Origin of the sequence: Enterovibrio gelatinilyticus, from assembly GCF_028683095.1 — a bacterium.
Lineage (GTDB): Bacteria > Pseudomonadota > Gammaproteobacteria > Enterobacterales > Vibrionaceae > Enterovibrio > Enterovibrio gelatinilyticus.
On the sequence record NZ_JAJUBC010000004.1, the window covers coordinates 79,950 to 97,167 of the forward strand.

The window sequence follows — 17,218 nt, forward strand, 5'->3', positions numbered from 1 at the left end:
CTAAAAGCCAAGGCTTGAAAGTAAATCGTCCACGTCGTCCTGGCTTTGCATCACTTGTTTCTCTTGACGCTGCTCTTCAGTCACGACAGGCCCTTCAGCCTTGATGCCAGATTGTTGTTCTGTTTCTAATTCTGTGTCTTTCGGCTCGTCATCCAAACCAAATGCCGTCAGGATTTCTACCAGCTGGCTTTCGACTTCTTGAACCAATTCGATAACGCGTCTAATGACCTGACCTGTCAGATCTTGGAAGTCTTGAGCCATCAAAATTTCGGTCAACTGACCGTGCAATTTGGTGGTGTCCCCTTCGACTTGCGTCAACAAACCATCAAGCTGGTGACAAAGCGCTTTGAAGCTAGCGATGTCAATCCGCCCTCCCATCAGGTTGTTCCACTGAGGTCTAACCTGAGCAAGGCAATCTTGTAGGTTATCGGCGATAGGTAACGTCGCTTCCACTGCATCCATGGTTCGGTTTGCAGCAATTTCCGTTTTTTCCATAACAAAGTTAAGGCGATCTTTAGCATCAGGGATCTCGCTATTCGCAAGATCACTGACACGCGGATCTAATCGGAAATTAGATAGCGAATCGTGCAGCTGCCGGGTCAGTTTCCCAACCTCATTGAAGAGCGGATTACGCGTGTCGCTTGCCAATTTGGCCAGCAACTCGTTCGCGCTTTCCTGATTCCCTTCTTCAAGCAAACTGACCAATTCTTTAGCTTGGTCGAGTGTTATCATTGTTTTATTAATCCTTCACTGCGCGAAGAAACAAATCACATGCGTTCGAAAATCTTGTCCAGCTTTTCTTTCAAGGTTGCCGCAGTGAATGGTTTAACAATGTAACCATTTACGCCAGCTTGAGCTGCTTCGACGATTTGCTCACGCTTCGCTTCTGCAGTGATCATAAGCACAGGAAGATGCTTAAGATCTGCGTCAGAGCGAATGTTCTTCAACAGGTCAATACCCTGCATACCTGGCATGTTCCAGTCAGTAACGACGAAATCAATACCGCCTTTCTTTAGAATTGGCAGCGCTGTTAGGCCGTCATCTGCTTCAACAGTGTTGTTGAAACCCAGATCACGAAGGAGGTTCTTAACGATACGTCGCATTGTTGAGAAGTCATCAACAACGAGGATTTTCATGTTTGTGTTCAAAGTTGCCTCCGGTGAGGTCCCTTATAATTATAAAAACTTACTTTGACCAAGCAGTAAGCTTGGTCCGTAACCGCTGCATTGCCTGATTTTGAATCTGGCAAACTCGGGATTCGCTGACCCCGATAATGGCACCAATCTCCTTGAGGTTAAGTTCCTCGTCGTAATAGAGAGAGAGTACCAAAGCCTCTCTTTCAGGGAGTCCTTTAATAGCTTGGGCTAGGTGCGCCTTAAAGCTATCTTCCGCGACTTCCTCAAAGGGAAGATTCTCTTCACGATGACTTTCAGTGACGAAAGCATCTTCTGAAACGCCCAGATCTTCGATACCAATTAAACGTCCCGCATTGATGTCGTTCTGTATCTGATAATACTGGTCAAGGCTCATACCCAGACGTTTCGCAATTTCTTTGTCGCTAGGGTCTCGCCCTAACTCGCCTTCAAGCTTTGCAATCACATCGCTGATTTGGCGGTTATTTCTGTGTACGGAGCGTGGAACCCAATCGCCTTTTCGGATGTCATCAAGCATGGCACCACGAATACGTATCCCAGCATAGGTTTCAAAACTCGCCCCTTTCGACGCGTCGTAGTTTTGTTGCGCTTCCAGCAAACCAATCATGCCGGCCTGAATTAAATCGTCGACCTGCACGTTGGGGGGCAAACGTGAAACAAGGTGATGAGCAATGCGCTTTACTAGCGTCGAATATTGCTCAAATACCGTTTCCGTCGATGCGCCTGTTCTGCTGTAGGTGAGCGCTCTATTCACCGAGATAGTCCCCTGCAGCTTCATCTCGAACGAGCAGCCGCTCTACAAAAAACTCTAGATGTCCACCTGGGTTACGTGGTACTGGCCAAGTCAACGCTTTGTTCGCCAGAGCGTTCAACGCCAAGGCTGCAGGTGATTGAGGGAATGCATCAACAACCACTTTTTGTTTTTTAACGGACTGACGCACTCGTTCATCTAATGGAACACATGCTACTAATTCTAGATTAGCATTTAAAAATCTTTCTGTTACACGCGTTAATTTTGTAAATAAATCTCGACCTTCGCGATAACTACGCACCATATTGGCGACAACTTTAAAGCGAGTCACACCATGTTCACGGCTCAAAAGCTTAATTAAAGCATAAGCATCCGTGATGGAGGTCGGCTCATCACACACCACAATAACAACATCTTGCGCTGCACGAGAGAAGCTTAACACCATGTCTGAAATACCAGCGGCGGTGTCAACGAGCAACACATCCACTTCTTCATCCAATGTGCCAAAAGCTCGAATCAAACCAGCATGTTGCGCCGTCGACAATTCAGTCATGCCGCGCATACCTGAAGACGCTGGAATAATTTTTAAGCCATGTGGCCCTTCAACAATGATGTCCTTTAGGTCGCATACACCTTGCATTACGTGGCTTAGGTTTTTACCCACACGTAATCCCAACAGCACATCAATGTTCGCCAAACCTAAGTCGGCATCCAACACCATGACCTTTTTGCCTTGCTTGGCCATTGACATGCCCATGCCCAAGGTAATGTTAGTTTTACCTACGCCACCTTTACCACCTGTAACAGTGATGACTTTGGTGCGAGTCGGGTTTGTCAGGCGGCGGAGGCCGCTTGCTTGATCATGCATGGTTGTCTCAATCATAAAAGTCCGCCGCATTCGACTCTGGTACATCATGACTCCAGAAATGGTTTTGCTGCTCTGAATCTTGATCCATCAGTTCACTCGCTCTGTTGACCAGATATCTTCCGCTGGCATGACGAATGTCTTCCGGCACTCGTTGCCCATCAGCGAGATAGGTAACTGGAAGCGCGTTTTCAATCGTAACGCTCAGTAGTTCACCTAGGCTGAGAGATTCATCTAGTTTCGTTAGCACACACCCTGATAGGGGGATGCGACGAAAATGGTCAATGGTCTCTTGTAACACGCGACGCTGTGAGGTGGCGGGCAAAACAAGTAAGCTTCGAATATGTGATCCACTGCTTTGGATCAGAGTATCAAGTTGTTCTGATAACCTAAGATCACGCTGGCCCATGCCTGCGGTATCTAACAGAATCAATCGACGATGACGTAACTGATACAGAATATCGGCCAGTGTGTCTGCATCTTTAGCAACTTTTACCGGACAACCTAAAATTCTACCGTACGTCGCCAATTGCTCATGCGCACCGATACGAAATGTATCTGTAGTCACCAGTGCTATTTCTTCTGGGCCGAAGTCCATTGCTGCCCGTGCCGCAAGTTTCGCGATCGTGGTGGTTTTCCCTACGCCCGTTGGCCCTAACAGGGCAATGACGCCACCTGTTTCTAGTAGATTCTCACTCGATGTAATGACCTGATCTGCCACAAGTTCTAACAATTCAGACCACGCTTCATTCGGTGGGGTATCTTCAGGAATATAACCCGCTAGCTGGTCAGCGAGCACGGGAGATATACCCATTTTTTCTAGTCGTTTAATCAACATGGCGCGAAGCGGTTCTTTACGTTCAACCTCTTGCCACATTAAGCCTGAAAGCTGGTGCTCTAGCAGGCTACGAATCGTTGCCATTTCTTTGCGCATCGCTTCCATTTCATCAGGCTGACGAGGCGCAGATTTACGTGTTTCTTTACGCGTTGCATCAAGGCGATTTTCCTGACGCGCACCATTGCGCGGATCTCGGCGCTCTAATTCGTCACGTTTTTGACGATAGAGACGATCTAACTCCTGACCCTTCGCTTGCTGGTTGCTGCGCGAAGTAGCCGAGCCATAACCTTGCGCTGATCCACCGGCGGAATTATTAGCGCCAGTGCGACCTGAATGATTATTTTGCTGACCATTTACCGCAGGCCGAAGCGATTGCTGCTGTGCGCCATATGCCGCTTCAGTTTCACGACGGCGTACATCATTTTGACGAGCAAGCAGCGCACTCAGTGAATCAACTTCAGGCTCTTCCTCACGCTCACTGTCCGGCAGCTGTGACTGATAGCGATCAAGCAAGCTTGAAAATTTGCTACCTAGCGCACCACCTAACGGTTTTCTGGCCGCTTCTTTGCTGATGTCGCGGCGCAGGTGCACTTTATCTTCGGCAATTCGACGCTGTGGCTGTGCGCGATCCATACTCTGCGCCATTTGTGTCTTGGCCGCTTCTTTGCGTACATCACGGGTTGGCGTTTCAGTATCAACTGCCGCCACGATTTCGACACCACCGGTCACTTTTTTGTTGGACATGATGACCGCATCAGCGCCGAGTGCTTCTTTCACTTCGGCCAATGCAGTTCGCATATCTTTGGCAAAAAATCGTTTAATTTTCAAAATCGTTGTCCTGATTTACTGATGCACGGCATCAGTTACCAACCGCTCTTACAATTCTTATTTGTTTTTCGTCCGGTACTTCTTGATAAGAAAGTACACGCAAAGACGGAATCGTGTTCTTAACAAACTTGGCTAAGGTGGAGCGAAGAACGCCGGAAGTTAGCAATACAGCGGGTTCACCCTGAAGTTCCTGCTGCTGTGTTGCCTCGGAAAGACTTTGCTGTAAACGCTCTGCCAATCCAGGTTCAATTCCCGTGGACTCACCACCTGATGCCTGCATAGTTTTATGCAATATCTGTTCCAACTCAGGAACCAAGGTAATCACCGGAAGTTCGGGTTCTATGCCATTGATTTCTTGTACGATTAGTCGCTTGAGAGAAATCCGTACAGCGGCAGTCAAAATGTCAGGATCTTGACTCTTTGGTGCATACTCTGAAAGCGTCTGAATAATAGTGCGTACATCGCGGATAGGAATGGCTTCGTTAAGCAAGTTCTGCATCACTTTCACCACCGCCCCCAACGAAATAAGATCAGGAATAAGCCCCTCAACAAGACGCGGTGCTTGTTTCGCCAGCATGTCGATAAGGTTCTGAGCTTCTTCATGACCCAACAAGCGCTCGGCGTTGTTGGTCAACATTTGGCTGAGATGCGTTGCAAGCACGGTGGCGGAGTCCACCACGGTGTAACCCAGCGCCTGCGCATGCTCGCGCTGTGATTTTTCAATCCAGACAGCTTCTAGGTTGAACGCAGGGTCTACCGTCGGTTCACCGTCAATCGGGCCAAACACTTGGCCGGGGTTAATTGCCAATTCTTTGTCTGAACGAATATCTGCTTCGCCAACCGCCACGCCCATCAAGGTAATGCGGTAGCTGTTTGGTGGAAGCTCAAGGTTATCGCGAATATGAACAGGTGGAATAAGAAAACCGAAATCCTGCGACAACTTCTTACGCACGCCTTTAACGCGATCCAGCAGCTCGCCACCTTGGTCACGGTCCACCATTGGAATAAGGCGGTAACCTACCTCTAGGCCAATCACGTCAACAGGCTGCACATCATCCCATGACAAATCTTTCGGCTTCGGTTTAACCAGCTCTTGTTTTGGTTTTTCTTCTGCAGCTTTCTTGGCATTTTCTTGCTGTTTGGTTTTCCAGTAAGCAAAGCCACCACACACGAAAGCTAACGAGAGAAACGGCACATGAGGCATACCTGGGACAATACCCATGACCGTTAAAATCCCAGTAGCAATGATCAACGCTTTTGGGTTGTCCACCAGCTGAAAGACAAGCTGCTGCCCCATGTCTTCGTCTGTATTTTGACGAGTCACCATGATGGCGGCACCAATCGACAACAAAAGCGATGGAATTTGAGCCACAAGACCATCACCGATGGTCAGCAATGTATAGATTTCGATGGCGTCGGAGAAGCTCACATTATGCTGAACCATACCAATGGACAGGCCGCCGATGATGTTGATTGCCAGAATCAAGATACCCGCGATGGCATCGCCTTTTACGAATTTAGACGCACCGTCCATTGAACCGTAGAAGTCTGCTTCTTTGGTCACTTCCGAACGACGAGTTCTGGCTTGGTCTTGGTCAATAAGTCCGGCGTTCAAATCCGCATCAATCGCCATTTGTTTACCCGGCAAGGCGTCCAGAGTAAATCGAGCGCTTACCTCAGAAATACGGCCCGCACCTTTGGTAACAACCATAAAGTTGATGATCATCAAAATCAGGAAGACCACAAGACCAACGGCATAGTTACCGCCAATGACGACCGAACCAAAAGCGTCAATAACCTGACCCGCAGCGCCCGGCCCTTCATGACCATGAAGCAACACCACACGTGTTGATGCCACGTTCAATGCCAAACGAAGCAAGGTGGCGATCAAAAGAACGGTAGGAAATGCAGCGAAATCGAGAGGTCTACGGGTGTAGATGGTGACCAAGAGAACAACGAGCGACAAGGCGATGTTGAACGAGAAAAACATGTCTAGCAAGAAGGCGGGGACAGGCAAAATCACCATTGCCAAGGCCGACAGTACCAATATCGGAGCACCGATGGCAGGCATCACACCCAACTTAGATGGGAGTTTTTGTTGTACCTTGTCGTAGAACGGCAAAGAAAGCTTCATGGGTCGTCTGTCGTCTCTGGGCTAAATCACTCTTTCCTATCTAGCAAAAAACGAACCATGTTTTTTTGGCTTTTATTTCAGTGAAATGCCGCCAATTGCGCACATTTCAACCAACTAGCGACGTAATTCTGTCGGTATCGGAAGTTGTTGTTCCGCCAAAGAGGTCGGTTTACGTCCTCGTCCTTTTTGGTACTGCTTAAGTTGGAAGACATAAGCGAGCAATTGCGCTACTGCTGCAAACAACCCATCGGGGATTTGTTGCTCTAGCTCAGTGCTGTAGTAGACCGCACGCGCAAGTGGTGGTGCAGGAACAATACTGATGTCATGCTGCGCAGCAATCTCTCGAATTTTCAGCGCCATAAAGTCTGACCCTTTGGCTACCACTACGGGGGCTCGATCAATCTTGCTGTCATAACGCAGGGCAACGGAGTAGTGCTCGGGGTTAGTGATGACCACGTCAGCAGTTGGTACCTCAGCCATCATCCGTCGCTGCGCCATTTCACGCTGCAACATACGTATCCGGCCTTTCACTTCCGGTTTACCTTCCGTGTCTTTGTATTCGTCTTTGATTTCTTGTTTGGTCATCTTGAGCTGATCATTGTGCTGCCATATTTGAAATGGCACATCGATTGCTACCACTACCAATAAAGAACAGCAGATCAGCAAAACAAAGTTCATCAAGATATCGAGTGCGTGATACAGGTTGGTCGGGAACGTTTCAATATTCAGTTGATAGAAGTCATCAACACTCACCATCATCAGATAGAAAGCGACACCTGCCACCAAAGTGACTTTTAAAATCGACTTAATGAGTTCAACCATGCTTTGCATGCCAAACATACGTTTAATGCCTTGAAGCGGGCTCATTTTGGAGAGTTTGGGTCGCGCGGCCTCCCATGAAAACGAGACGCCCCCCAACGCAGAAGCGCCGAGTAACCCAGCAACAAACAGCATCAATAACACTGTGGCGAGTGGCCACGCGATATGAAACATAGCGCCATAGGCAATTAAGCCTAACGTGGTAACATCAAAAATCTCTTCGCGAGTGAGGGTGAAGAATTTTCGCATGGTTTCCATCAGCGCTTCCCCAACACTTTCGCCAAACCACATCAATGCGATAGCGCCAATGACCAATACCGCAACCGATGCCAGTTCTCTTGAGCGCGGTACTTGACCTTTCTCCCGCGCCTGCTGTCGCCTTCGGGGTGTGGCGTCTTCTGTACGTTCTTGACCGTCATTCTCTGCCACTAGGCACCTCCGCTCACATTGCAGTTGAGGCGAATCAAATCACAGATTGCATTCACACCTGTGTCCCAGTGGTTCAAGTAATGGGGCAAGATCCCATTGAGCAGGTACATACAAATCATCAAGCCAACAAGCAAAGCAAACGAAAAGCCCAAAGAGAAAATATTCAATTGTGGCGCTGCACGGGTCATCACACCAAACGATAAGTTCACGGTCAGCAAGGCGATAATACCGGCCAATGCCATGCCCAATGCGACACTGAACATAATGCCAAACCAACTTGCAAGCGCACGATAGTCTGCCGATTGGAGCATGTCACCAATCGGCAAGCTCTTAAAACTCAGCACGACTAGGTTCAGCATTTGTAGGTGTCCATCCGTCGACAAGAACAGCATGGTCGCGACAAACAGATAAAACTGACCCAGCAGGGGCGTATTCTGCCCATTGGCGGGGTCAACCATGGATGCGAAGCCCAAACTCGACTGCATACCGATAATCTGACCCAGCAACACAAAGGTTTGCATGACGAATTGGGTGATAGTACCCATGGCGATGCCAATCAAAAGTTGCTGAGCGAGTACCACAAAGCCACCAAATGACACTAATTCAATCGTGCTTGGCACACTGGGGATAGACGGCATCACAGCGAAAGTGATGGCGAGAGACAAGTACAAACGCACACGCACGGGGACAAACCGAGCACCAAAGAAGGTCATGGTCATCATCATGGCGGAGATACGAGTCAGCGGCCAAAAGAACTGGGCCATCCACTCGAGAATGATGTGTGCGGGATATTCCATAGGTCGTGCTCAGTCAATAAAGCAGCGTTGGAATTTCTTCCACCAAACGAATGAAATACTCCATGAGCATTCTCGTCATCGAGTGTCCAAAGAACATTAACGCAACCAGGGTTGCGATAAGACGCGGCAAGAAGCTTAGCGTTTGTTCATTGATAGAGGTCGCCGCTTGGAATACCGCAACAATTAAACCCACAATCAGACCGGGAATAATAATGGCGCAGACCATGACAAGGATCAGGTACAACGCATCTTGGAAAAGTTCAACGAACGCTTCAGGTCCCATAACCCACTCCTACCCAAAACTGCCAGCGAGTGTCGACAAGATGAGGTTCCACCCGTCTACCAATACAAATAGCATGAGCTTAAACGGCAAGGATACGATCATGGGTGACAACATCATCATACCCATTGCCATCAATACCGAGGCCACCACTAAGTCGATAATCAAAAAAGGCAGAAACAGCATGAAGCCAATTTGGAATGCGGTTTTGAGCTCCGATGTAATGAACGCGGGAATCAACACTGTCATTGGCACAAGCTCAGGCTCTGTCGCATCTGAGCCTGACATATTCACGAAAGTTTCGAGATCTTTTACTCGAGTTTGCTTAAGCATGAATTCACGCAAAGGCACTTGCACACGGTCGAATGCTTCACGCGAGCTAATCTCTTCATTCAAATAGGGCTGAACAGCAGAGACGTTCATTCGATCAATAACAGGAGACATCACAAAAAGGGTGAGGAACATGGCAATGCCAATGATAACCTGATTCGACGGGGTTTGTTGAAGGCCCATCGCCTGACGCAGTATCGACATCACTACCACAATCCGGGTAAACGACGTCATAAGAATCACTATGGCGGGCAAGAATCCCAATGCTGTCATCAGCGCCAGAATTTGCAACGTGACTGAGTAGTCTTCCCCCCCATCAGGGTTCACCGTCATGGTTAACGCGGGAATACCGCCGCCACCATTCGTGGCTTGCATCATTGATGCTTCGCCCGCGCTATTAATCAAAGTTTCAGTGACGGTTTCCGACGCTGGCGCAGGTTCTGCTTCCGCCAGTGCAAGGGGTGTGACAAGAAAACAACAAAGCGCCAAAAATATGGCACTGACAGATTTAAGACGCATCATTTTTCTTCAGAATGTTATTAAGTTGAGAGGAAAAGGACGGGCTCTGCTCTGGCTCAGCCATCGGCGTATCCAACGTTTTAAGTAGCGTAATCTGCTGTGGCGTTACACCAACCAACACTTGCTCACCATTGACTTCCAGCACCACGACTCGCTCTTTTTGCCCAAGCGGGAGTTGGCTAACGACTTTGAGCCCTGCTTTCGCGCCCATCAGAGAAGGAACTTGCATGCGCTTGAGCACCCACGCCAACGCAAAGATAACGCCGATCACCGCCAACAGCGCTGCGAAGGTCGTTGCGAGGTTCTCGCCAGTAGACGTTGCTGAATATGCGCTAGGCGCAAACACGAGTCCGATTGTCGTCAGTTGCAGGCGTGCCATTTTCTCTGTTAATCCTGATAAGTGTTGAGCTATTTATAGGGTTAAGCAAAATTCAGGCCGAAAAAAAAGCACGCCGAAATGGGCGTGCTTTTTTAAGATATTTTGTCGAGATCCCTTGTTGTTAGAATAAGGGATTCGCCGTTTAGCGGAGCTTTTTAATACGCTCAGTCTGGCTTATAACATCCGTCAATCGAATACCGAACTTGTCGTTGACCACAACCACTTCGCCGTGCGCAATAAGCGTACCGTTAACAAGCACATCCAGCGATTCACCAGCAAGACGATCCAACTCAACCACAGAGCCTTGGTTCAATTGCAGTAAGTTTCGAATATTGATATTGGTGCGGCCCACTTCCATGGAAATGGTCACAGGAATATCGAGAATAGCGTCAAGCTTACGGGCTTCATCGGCGTTGATCGGCGGAGCCTCATCAACCAATTCATCCAGTGGCGCCGTTTGCACGTCATCCCCACCTTCTACTTCAGCTTGTTCAGCCAGTGCTGCAGCCCAATCGTCTTCTACGTCACTCATGATTATCTACCACATCGTGTTTGTTATTATTTGTCATCGCATTATTCATCGTCGATGTGCTCTAACCCATCTAGATCATCACCCAACAGTACGATGTCGCTTTTCGCCACTTCTGGGCGTTTCAATTTCTCGGTGATCTTAAGGGCAAGGTTGTCGTTTGCTTGCCCCATTTTCCCACGGAACGTCGGTAAGTCTTCAACATAAATTGTACAGGCGTCTGGCATTTTCACTGGAATCACATCCCCAGCTTCCAGTTCCATCAAATCTCGCAGCGAAAGTTGTGTTTCCAATAGCTTGGCGGTCAATTCAACTTCCACATCCATGACTTCATCTTGTAGCGCTTTTGACCAACGAAGGTCGGTATCCATTTTGTCGCTTTGAATACCCGCATCAAGCAATTCACGGATAGGTTCCACCATGGAGTAAGGCATGACCACGTGGAAATCACCACCACCGCCATCCAACTCGATATGGAACGAGCTCACAACAATCACTTCTGTTGGGCTCACAATGTTAGCCATGGCAGGGTTCACTTCAGAGTCGAGGTACTCAAACTCCACTTTCATGACCGGTGCCCATGCATCTTTGTAATCTTCAAAGACCAGCTTCAATAGCATTTGAATGACACGACGTTCGGTCGGAGTAAACTCACGCCCTTCGATACGCGCATGGAATCGACCATCGCCCCCGAAGAAGTTCTCCACCAATATGAACACCAAGCGCGCTTCCATGGTCACCAATGACGTCCCTTTTAAAGGACGGAAACGCACCATGTTCAAACTGGTTGGGACAAACAGGGTGTTTTGGTATTCACCAAACTTCACCATCTGAACGCCGTTAATCGACACTTCAGCTGTTTTACGCAGCATGTTAAACAAACTGATCCGCATATGACGTGCGAAACGTTCGTTAATCAGCTCCAAGGTGGGCATTCGCCCACGGACTATGCGGTCTTGTGATGAGAAATCGAAATTGGAGGCCGCAGCGACATCGCCACTATCACCTTCGGGTTCATCATCTTCTACATCGTCCACACCATGGAGAAGCGCATCAATTTCGTCTTGACTGAGAAGATCGGTCACATCGCACCTATTGCATTACAAAGCCAGTAAACAACACCCGCTCAACCACTGTTTTGCCGGTGACTTTTTCCATCGATGCCTGAACGGTATCGACGGCTTGTTTTCGGACTTCCACTTGTCCCTGCGGCGTTCGCAGTTGCTCCACGGTTGCAGCGCCAAACGTCGTTAGCAAACTGTGTTCAACCAGCGGCAAATTCTGCTTCGCCAATGTTTCATTCTTGTCGCCACGCACCATCAATTGGACATTCACTTGTACCAACCTCTGTTGCGAGTCTCCCGTTACATTAAATACAAACGGTTGCGGCAACGTCACATAAATCGCTTGAAGATTCACCGGTTCGGGCTCTTCAATCACTATATCTTCTTGCTGTGCCGAGCCGTCATCTCCCATTAAGAAAAAGAAGGCCCCAGCACCACCACCCAACAGCAAAACCGCTGCAAGGATGATAATAATCAGTTTCTTTTTACCGCCACCGCCGCCGCCCGCTTCAATATCTTCATCTGCCATGACTCACCCTCTATTAATTCGAATTCAACTTTCAAGACGCATGCATTGTGAATGCTACATTAAGCATAATAGTCGACGCGATCTTTTGATGAGTTGACGTAGAGCTCATGGTTGGCACTTGAACGCTCTATCTCTTGATCGCCATCTCCGCGACCAATTGATGATGAATCATTTTTTCCACCCGATCCGCCTTGCCCATCACCCTGCTGGGTTTGGTTTCCTGCAAAGGATTGTCGACCACCCGCATCTTGCTGCTGTACCGAAGATTGCGATAACTGCAAACCTTGTTGCTGCATCATTTCACGAAGGCGTGGCATAGATTGTTCCACCAATTCACGGGCTGCCTGGTTTGCGACCGTAAATTGTACGTTGGCTTGATCTTGATTCATTGAAAGCTTTATCTGCATTCGACCAAGTTCAGGCGGGTCGAGACGAATATCAACGTGCTTGAGGTTTTTAGACAACATTACATTCACGCGTTCTGACAGTGCGTTGGCTGCTTCTGTTTGGTTTTGACTCATCTGAAGAGGCGTCTGAGCCACCGTTGTGTCTAAACGTGCCGCTGTTGTCGAACCCTGATTGCCAAAGCTTGTCGCGAGTTGCTGCGCAAATTGGTCTGTTTTCGTTTCCGATCCCGGACGCACCGTTTCTGTAATGGTGCTTGCTGTTGCTGCGTCTAACGCAGGATTGCCAGTCACCAGTTGAGGTTGAGCCTCACCCTGCACTGCTGGGGCCCATGGGATCGCCGCAAACGCTGACATCGCTGTCGGCGTCTGAGCCTGTGCCGCCATCGGGTTAACCGCTGCTTGTACGGCACTTGCCGCTTGAGTCATATTCACTTGCGATTGCGCAGCGACACCTCGCGGACCGAGCTCAGTTAGCAAAGACGCGGTATCGCCATCCGCTGTCAGCGGAGCAGCTTGGGCCGTTAGGGCTTGAGCTCGCATCATTGCTTCTTGTTGATTCTTTGGCAATAGCTCAAACGGTACGCCAGTTTTTGCCAGCATTTCAGGGGACACCTCCCCCTCTAAGGTAGGTGTTGTCGCGCCATTGTGAACCATTGAGCCCGTGCTTGCCATTGCTGCAGCTAACGCAGCGCGTTCAGCAACCGATAGATTTTCTGGCGTGGCAGCGGCAACTTGCTCTGGTATTAAAGCATCGGCTGGAGCTTTGACCACACCCAAGCCAGATTGCGATACGACAAGCTCGTCGCCAAGCATCTCTGGTGCCACATCAGCCTCAGAGATAATTTGTCCTGTCTGTGCCGCTTTTTCAGCGTCAGACACTAAGGGTTTTATCGCAACAGGCTGCCCATTTTCCGTCATCATCATGGGTTTATTTTGACTAACAGCCTCTTCTTCAACGCCAGCGTTTTGTCTGTTAACTGCCTTCCCACCTTGTTCAGCAAGGAAGGCCTGTTTAGCCATTTCTTTGATGTCAGCATCAGACGGCAAACTTTTGCCTTCTAGCACGACGTTGGCCTCATCACCCAATGCAGCAGTGCCTTTGGCCGCAGGGTTAGCATCACTCTTCAATGCTTGATTAGATTCGTTAAGGCGAGCTAACAGCGCTTCGCCATCTTGCTTGGCAAGTTGTTTTGTAGGAGGCGCGTCTGCGTTATCTTCCGTTTGATCACTTTTTAACGCCAAAGCTGCATCTTCACTGACTTTGCTGTTGGTTTGCTTGCCGTCAGTTGTTTCTGTTGGGACACCTTCAGCGTCAAGAATCTCTCCTTTAAGCGCCAAAATATCGGCATCTTCGCCAGCAGCGCTATTGGCGGCTTCACCTTCGCCCGTCGCCATGCTTTTCAGCAAGACATCACTAATGGCTTCCTCACTGACAGCATCGCCTTCAGCCAGCGCCACGTCGCTTGCCAAGTCTGTCGTTTCGCCGTCACCAGAAACCAACTGCGCAAGTTGGGCGAAAAAACCTTCACCTTCACTTTCAGAGACTTCCGGAGACAAAACGGCTTTGCCTTCGCCGAGAGAGGCTTTACTGCTTGAAACGCCTGAGAGTAAGAAACTGCTTTGGTTCATAGTGATCCCGCTTCAGAAACTTTGCTGTTAAAGGTCAGTACCTATTAGGCTGACCATTCGTTACAAAGTATGAAGCAATTATCAGGCCAACTGAGAAATAGTCTTAATAGCGTGCTTTCTGACGGGCATAAGCGAGGGTGGCAAACTCATCCATTTGCTTTTGATCTAACCGCTCAGCCCGCATTTTTTCTTCATTAATGCGTTTTTCGATGAGCCATTCGAGGGAGCGCGTTTTCTGGCGGCATTGTTGCCAATGTTCGCGGCAACGCTCTACATTATCTTCAAACTCGCTTGCCGCTTGGCGTTGTTTTGCCAGTGTTTCATCAAGCTGAACGATAAATCGATTCAAATGGCCGTAACTACTTGCACTTAAACCCTGCTGACCACGCTCTGACATCTGACGAAAATACTCTAGGCGGTAGTGTTCAATCTGCTCAACCTGCACGTAATAGCCCTGTAATTCCTGCTGTGCAGAAACCAAGGTTAAATGCGCCTGATGCTCAGTGTTTTTGGCCTGTTCAAGCAATAAGGTCATGGCATTAGAAGACATATTTCACCTACTGTAGCGACGAGCGCAGCATGTTGACGCACATATCATATGGAACAACATCTTTCATGCCTTGTTGCAGGTAACCATCAAGGCGCGGCTTCAGGGTAAACGCCTGGTCAATGCCTTGGTCGGTTCCCGGTTTATACGCACCAATGGAGACTAAATCCTGATTTTTGCGGCAAACGGAGAGAATTTGCCGCACGGCACGCGCCATCAGCATGTGTTCATCCGTCACAATATTTGGCATGACGCGACTCACTGAACGCTCCACGTCAATGGCAGGGTAATGCCCTGCATCGGCCATTTCACGCGACAAAACAATATGCCCATCAAGGATCGCACGAGACGCATCCGCAATCGGATCTTGCAAGTCATCACCTTCGGTGAGTACGGTGAAAAAGGCCGTGATTGAACCTTTGCCTTCATCGCCATTTCCCGCACGCTCTACGAGCGCCGGTAGCTTCGCAAAAACAGACGGTGGATAACCTTTGGTGGCTGGCGGCTCTCCCACTGACAAGGCAATCTCACGTTGCGCCTGTGCAAAACGGGTTAATGAGTCCATGAGCAATAATACATCTAAGCCTTGGTCGCGAAAGTACTCCGCGATGGTTAGCGCTGTTTGGCAGCCTTTTAAACGCATGAGTGGCGAAGCATCTGCTGGCGCGGCGATCACGACTGCTCGCTCTCGGCCAGCTTCACCTAAAATCTCATCAATAAATTCTTTAACTTCTCGTCCACGCTCACCAATCAAACCGACCACAACCACTTGCGCTGTTGTGCCTCGCGTCATCATGCCAAGCGTCACTGACTTACCGACACCGGAACCCGCAAATAAACCAATTCGCTGGCCTTTACCCACTGTTAACAGACCGTTGATGGCTTTAATTCCGACATCAAGCGGCGTATCGATGGGCTTTCTTGCCAATGGATTGATCGCGGCAGGTGTAAACGATGCTGTTTGCCCTGTATATATCTCGCCAAGCCCATCAAGGGGATTGCCAACACCATCAATAACTCGGCCCAGCAACTCAATGCCCACAGGAATACCCTGTTCTTCTGAAAGAGGTGTGACACGTGCGCCAGGCATAACACCCGATATTTGTTCACTGGGCATCAAATATAAGGTATCGCCCGAAAATCCAACGACTTCAGCTTCGATCGTGCCTTTAAGGGTTTCGACTTGACACAAACTGCCGACTGGAGCTCGGCATCCAATGGCTTCTAATGTTAATCCGACCACGCGCACCAGTTTGCCTGAGGCAACCGGACGCATAGACAGATTGTCGAGATTAAGTGCATCAAGTTTTTCAGACAGGCTGGCCATCGTGCTCTCCGGCGTCACCTTTTGGGGGAGTATTATCTGCTGGTTCAGCTTGCTCAGTTGATACAGTCGCTGCTTCTACTGGCTCGTCAGCGGCATTTTGATCGATAGATGATTTATCGAGATCCGCATTATCATGTAAATCATCATCAAGCGACTCACCGTCCAATAATGCATCGTCCGCGACAGAGTCTTGCGTCGCTTCAGTATTCACAACTTTCTCTGCACCAAGGATGACTTCGGGCTGATCATCGGGCACGTCAGGGTCTCGAGATACGTTTTGTCCAAGAAAGCGCGCCAATATTTGCTTGGTCCGATCTTCCATGCGGTAATCAACCACAGAGTCACCACACGCAACTTGAATATCGCCGCGATTCAATGCAGGTTCCTCAATCAATCGCCATTCACGATCGCGCAACGATGCTTCGCTGTAAGCATTCATTACGACATCCAAATCTTCAGGTTGCAGGTAGATAGTAATTTGACGACCTGCCATAGGCAGCGCATTCACGGCTTCTCGCAACGTATGAAGAATGATTTGAGGATTGGTCGCCACTTCTGTTTGAATGACGGCCTTGGCAAGATGCACCACCATATCAACAACTTGCTGCTGAACTTGATGGTCAACTTGAACCAGAGGGAAAGCCAATTTTTCGAGCATGGCATCAAGGTGTTGGCAACGATTTTCTATCAGTTGTTGCCCATCACTCAGCCCTTGCTGATAACCTTCTTCTTTGCCTTTTTCAAAGCCTGATAGCTTGCCTTCTTCATAGCCCGCTTCGCGACCTTCATTAAACCCAGCGGTACGCCCTTCTTCAATACCTTCATCTACCGCAGATTGTCGGATTTCCTCCAACGCATCAGCAGTTAGCATGGTTAGTTCAAATTCAGGCTCTTCTGCTTCATCAACAAGCTCTGGCGGCTCCCAACTAGGGTCATAGTTAAGTGCCGTATCTTTCGGTGTGCCTGTTTCGTCCCCGTAGCTAGGCAACGACCAACGCTCTAATGCGCCATCTTGCTCTTGCGTAGCACGGATATAACCACGACGACGATCTAAGCCCATACT

General features: G+C 49.0%; 18 protein-coding genes. All 18 read right to left on the reverse strand.

From position 1 onward, the window contains the following. Window positions 1-732, reverse strand: coding sequence for a protein phosphatase CheZ (locus LRP50_RS04760; RefSeq protein ID WP_274163350.1), 732 nt, complete (start codon window positions 730-732; stop codon window positions 1-3). Between the two features lie 35 nt (window positions 733-767). After that, window positions 768-1,136, reverse strand: coding sequence for a chemotaxis response regulator CheY (cheY, locus tag LRP50_RS04765; RefSeq protein WP_035025371.1), 369 nt, complete (start codon window positions 1,134-1,136; stop codon window positions 768-770). Window positions 1,137-1,185: 49 nt separating this feature from the next. Beyond that, entirely contained in the window at window positions 1,186-1,908 is a 723-nt protein-coding gene (locus LRP50_RS04770; protein WP_028024792.1) for an RNA polymerase sigma factor FliA, read from the reverse strand. Continuing rightward, on the reverse strand, window positions 1,901-2,788 hold the full coding sequence (locus LRP50_RS04775; RefSeq protein ID WP_028024791.1) for a MinD/ParA family protein: 888 nt from the start codon (window positions 2,786-2,788) through the stop codon (window positions 1,901-1,903). Before LRP50_RS04775 ends, LRP50_RS04770 begins: the two co-directional genes overlap by 8 nt. Beyond that, the gene (flhF, locus tag LRP50_RS04780) at window positions 2,781-4,436 is read right to left on the reverse strand and encodes a flagellar biosynthesis GTPase FlhF (RefSeq protein WP_274163351.1); all 1,656 of its coding nucleotides are present in this window, start codon (window positions 4,434-4,436) and stop codon (window positions 2,781-2,783) included. The genes LRP50_RS04775 and flhF overlap by 8 nt, the downstream gene beginning before the upstream one ends. Window positions 4,437-4,467: 31 nt before the next feature. Further along, window positions 4,468-6,570, reverse strand: coding sequence for a flagellar biosynthesis protein FlhA (flhA, locus tag LRP50_RS04785; protein ID WP_274163352.1), 2,103 nt, complete (start codon window positions 6,568-6,570; stop codon window positions 4,468-4,470). A gap of 114 nt (window positions 6,571-6,684) precedes the next feature. Then, complete coding sequence (gene flhB, locus LRP50_RS04790; protein WP_274163353.1) at window positions 6,685-7,818, reverse strand: flagellar biosynthesis protein FlhB; 1,134 nt, start codon at window positions 7,816-7,818, stop codon at window positions 6,685-6,687. Next, window positions 7,818-8,615 (reverse strand): flagellar biosynthetic protein FliR, encoded by a 798-nt coding sequence (fliR, locus tag LRP50_RS04795; RefSeq protein ID WP_274163354.1) that lies wholly within the window; start codon window positions 8,613-8,615, stop codon window positions 7,818-7,820. Before fliR ends, flhB begins: the two co-directional genes overlap by 1 nt. Window positions 8,616-8,628: 13 nt before the next feature. After that, entirely contained in the window at window positions 8,629-8,898 is a 270-nt protein-coding gene (fliQ, locus tag LRP50_RS04800) for a flagellar biosynthesis protein FliQ (RefSeq protein ID WP_028024786.1), read from the reverse strand. 9 nt (window positions 8,899-8,907) lie between these two features. Beyond that, entirely contained in the window at window positions 8,908-9,744 is an 837-nt protein-coding gene (fliP, locus tag LRP50_RS04805; protein WP_274163508.1) for a flagellar type III secretion system pore protein FliP, read from the reverse strand. Continuing rightward, window positions 9,734-10,123, reverse strand: coding sequence for a flagellar biosynthetic protein FliO (fliO, locus tag LRP50_RS04810; RefSeq protein ID WP_274163355.1), 390 nt, complete (start codon window positions 10,121-10,123; stop codon window positions 9,734-9,736). Before fliO ends, fliP begins: the two co-directional genes overlap by 11 nt. 142 nt (window positions 10,124-10,265) lie before the next feature. Then, window positions 10,266-10,655 carry a flagellar motor switch protein FliN gene (gene fliN / locus LRP50_RS04815; RefSeq protein ID WP_016960137.1) on the reverse strand — a complete coding sequence of 130 codons (390 nt, stop codon included), beginning with the start codon at window positions 10,653-10,655 and terminating at the stop codon, window positions 10,266-10,268. Between the two features lie 41 nt (window positions 10,656-10,696). After that, window positions 10,697-11,737 carry a flagellar motor switch protein FliM gene (fliM, locus tag LRP50_RS04820; protein WP_274163356.1) on the reverse strand — a complete coding sequence of 347 codons (1,041 nt, stop codon included), beginning with the start codon at window positions 11,735-11,737 and terminating at the stop codon, window positions 10,697-10,699. A 7-nt stretch (window positions 11,738-11,744) separates the two neighbouring features. Beyond that, window positions 11,745-12,245 (reverse strand): flagellar basal body-associated protein FliL, encoded by a 501-nt coding sequence (gene fliL / locus LRP50_RS04825; protein ID WP_274163357.1) that lies wholly within the window; start codon window positions 12,243-12,245, stop codon window positions 11,745-11,747. A 59-nt stretch (window positions 12,246-12,304) separates the two neighbouring features. Then, the gene (locus tag LRP50_RS04830) at window positions 12,305-14,281 is read right to left on the reverse strand and encodes a flagellar hook-length control protein FliK (protein WP_274163358.1); all 1,977 of its coding nucleotides are present in this window, start codon (window positions 14,279-14,281) and stop codon (window positions 12,305-12,307) included. Window positions 14,282-14,384: 103 nt separating this feature from the next. After that, window positions 14,385-14,831, reverse strand: coding sequence for a flagellar export protein FliJ (fliJ, locus tag LRP50_RS04835; protein ID WP_274163359.1), 447 nt, complete (start codon window positions 14,829-14,831; stop codon window positions 14,385-14,387). Between the two features lie 7 nt (window positions 14,832-14,838). Further along, on the reverse strand, window positions 14,839-16,155 hold the full coding sequence (gene fliI, locus LRP50_RS04840) for a flagellar protein export ATPase FliI (RefSeq protein WP_274163360.1): 1,317 nt from the start codon (window positions 16,153-16,155) through the stop codon (window positions 14,839-14,841). Further along, window positions 16,139-17,215, reverse strand: coding sequence for a flagellar assembly protein FliH (fliH, locus tag LRP50_RS04845; protein ID WP_274163361.1), 1,077 nt, complete (start codon window positions 17,213-17,215; stop codon window positions 16,139-16,141). Before fliH ends, fliI begins: the two co-directional genes overlap by 17 nt. Window positions 17,216-17,218 lie beyond the last annotated feature (3 nt).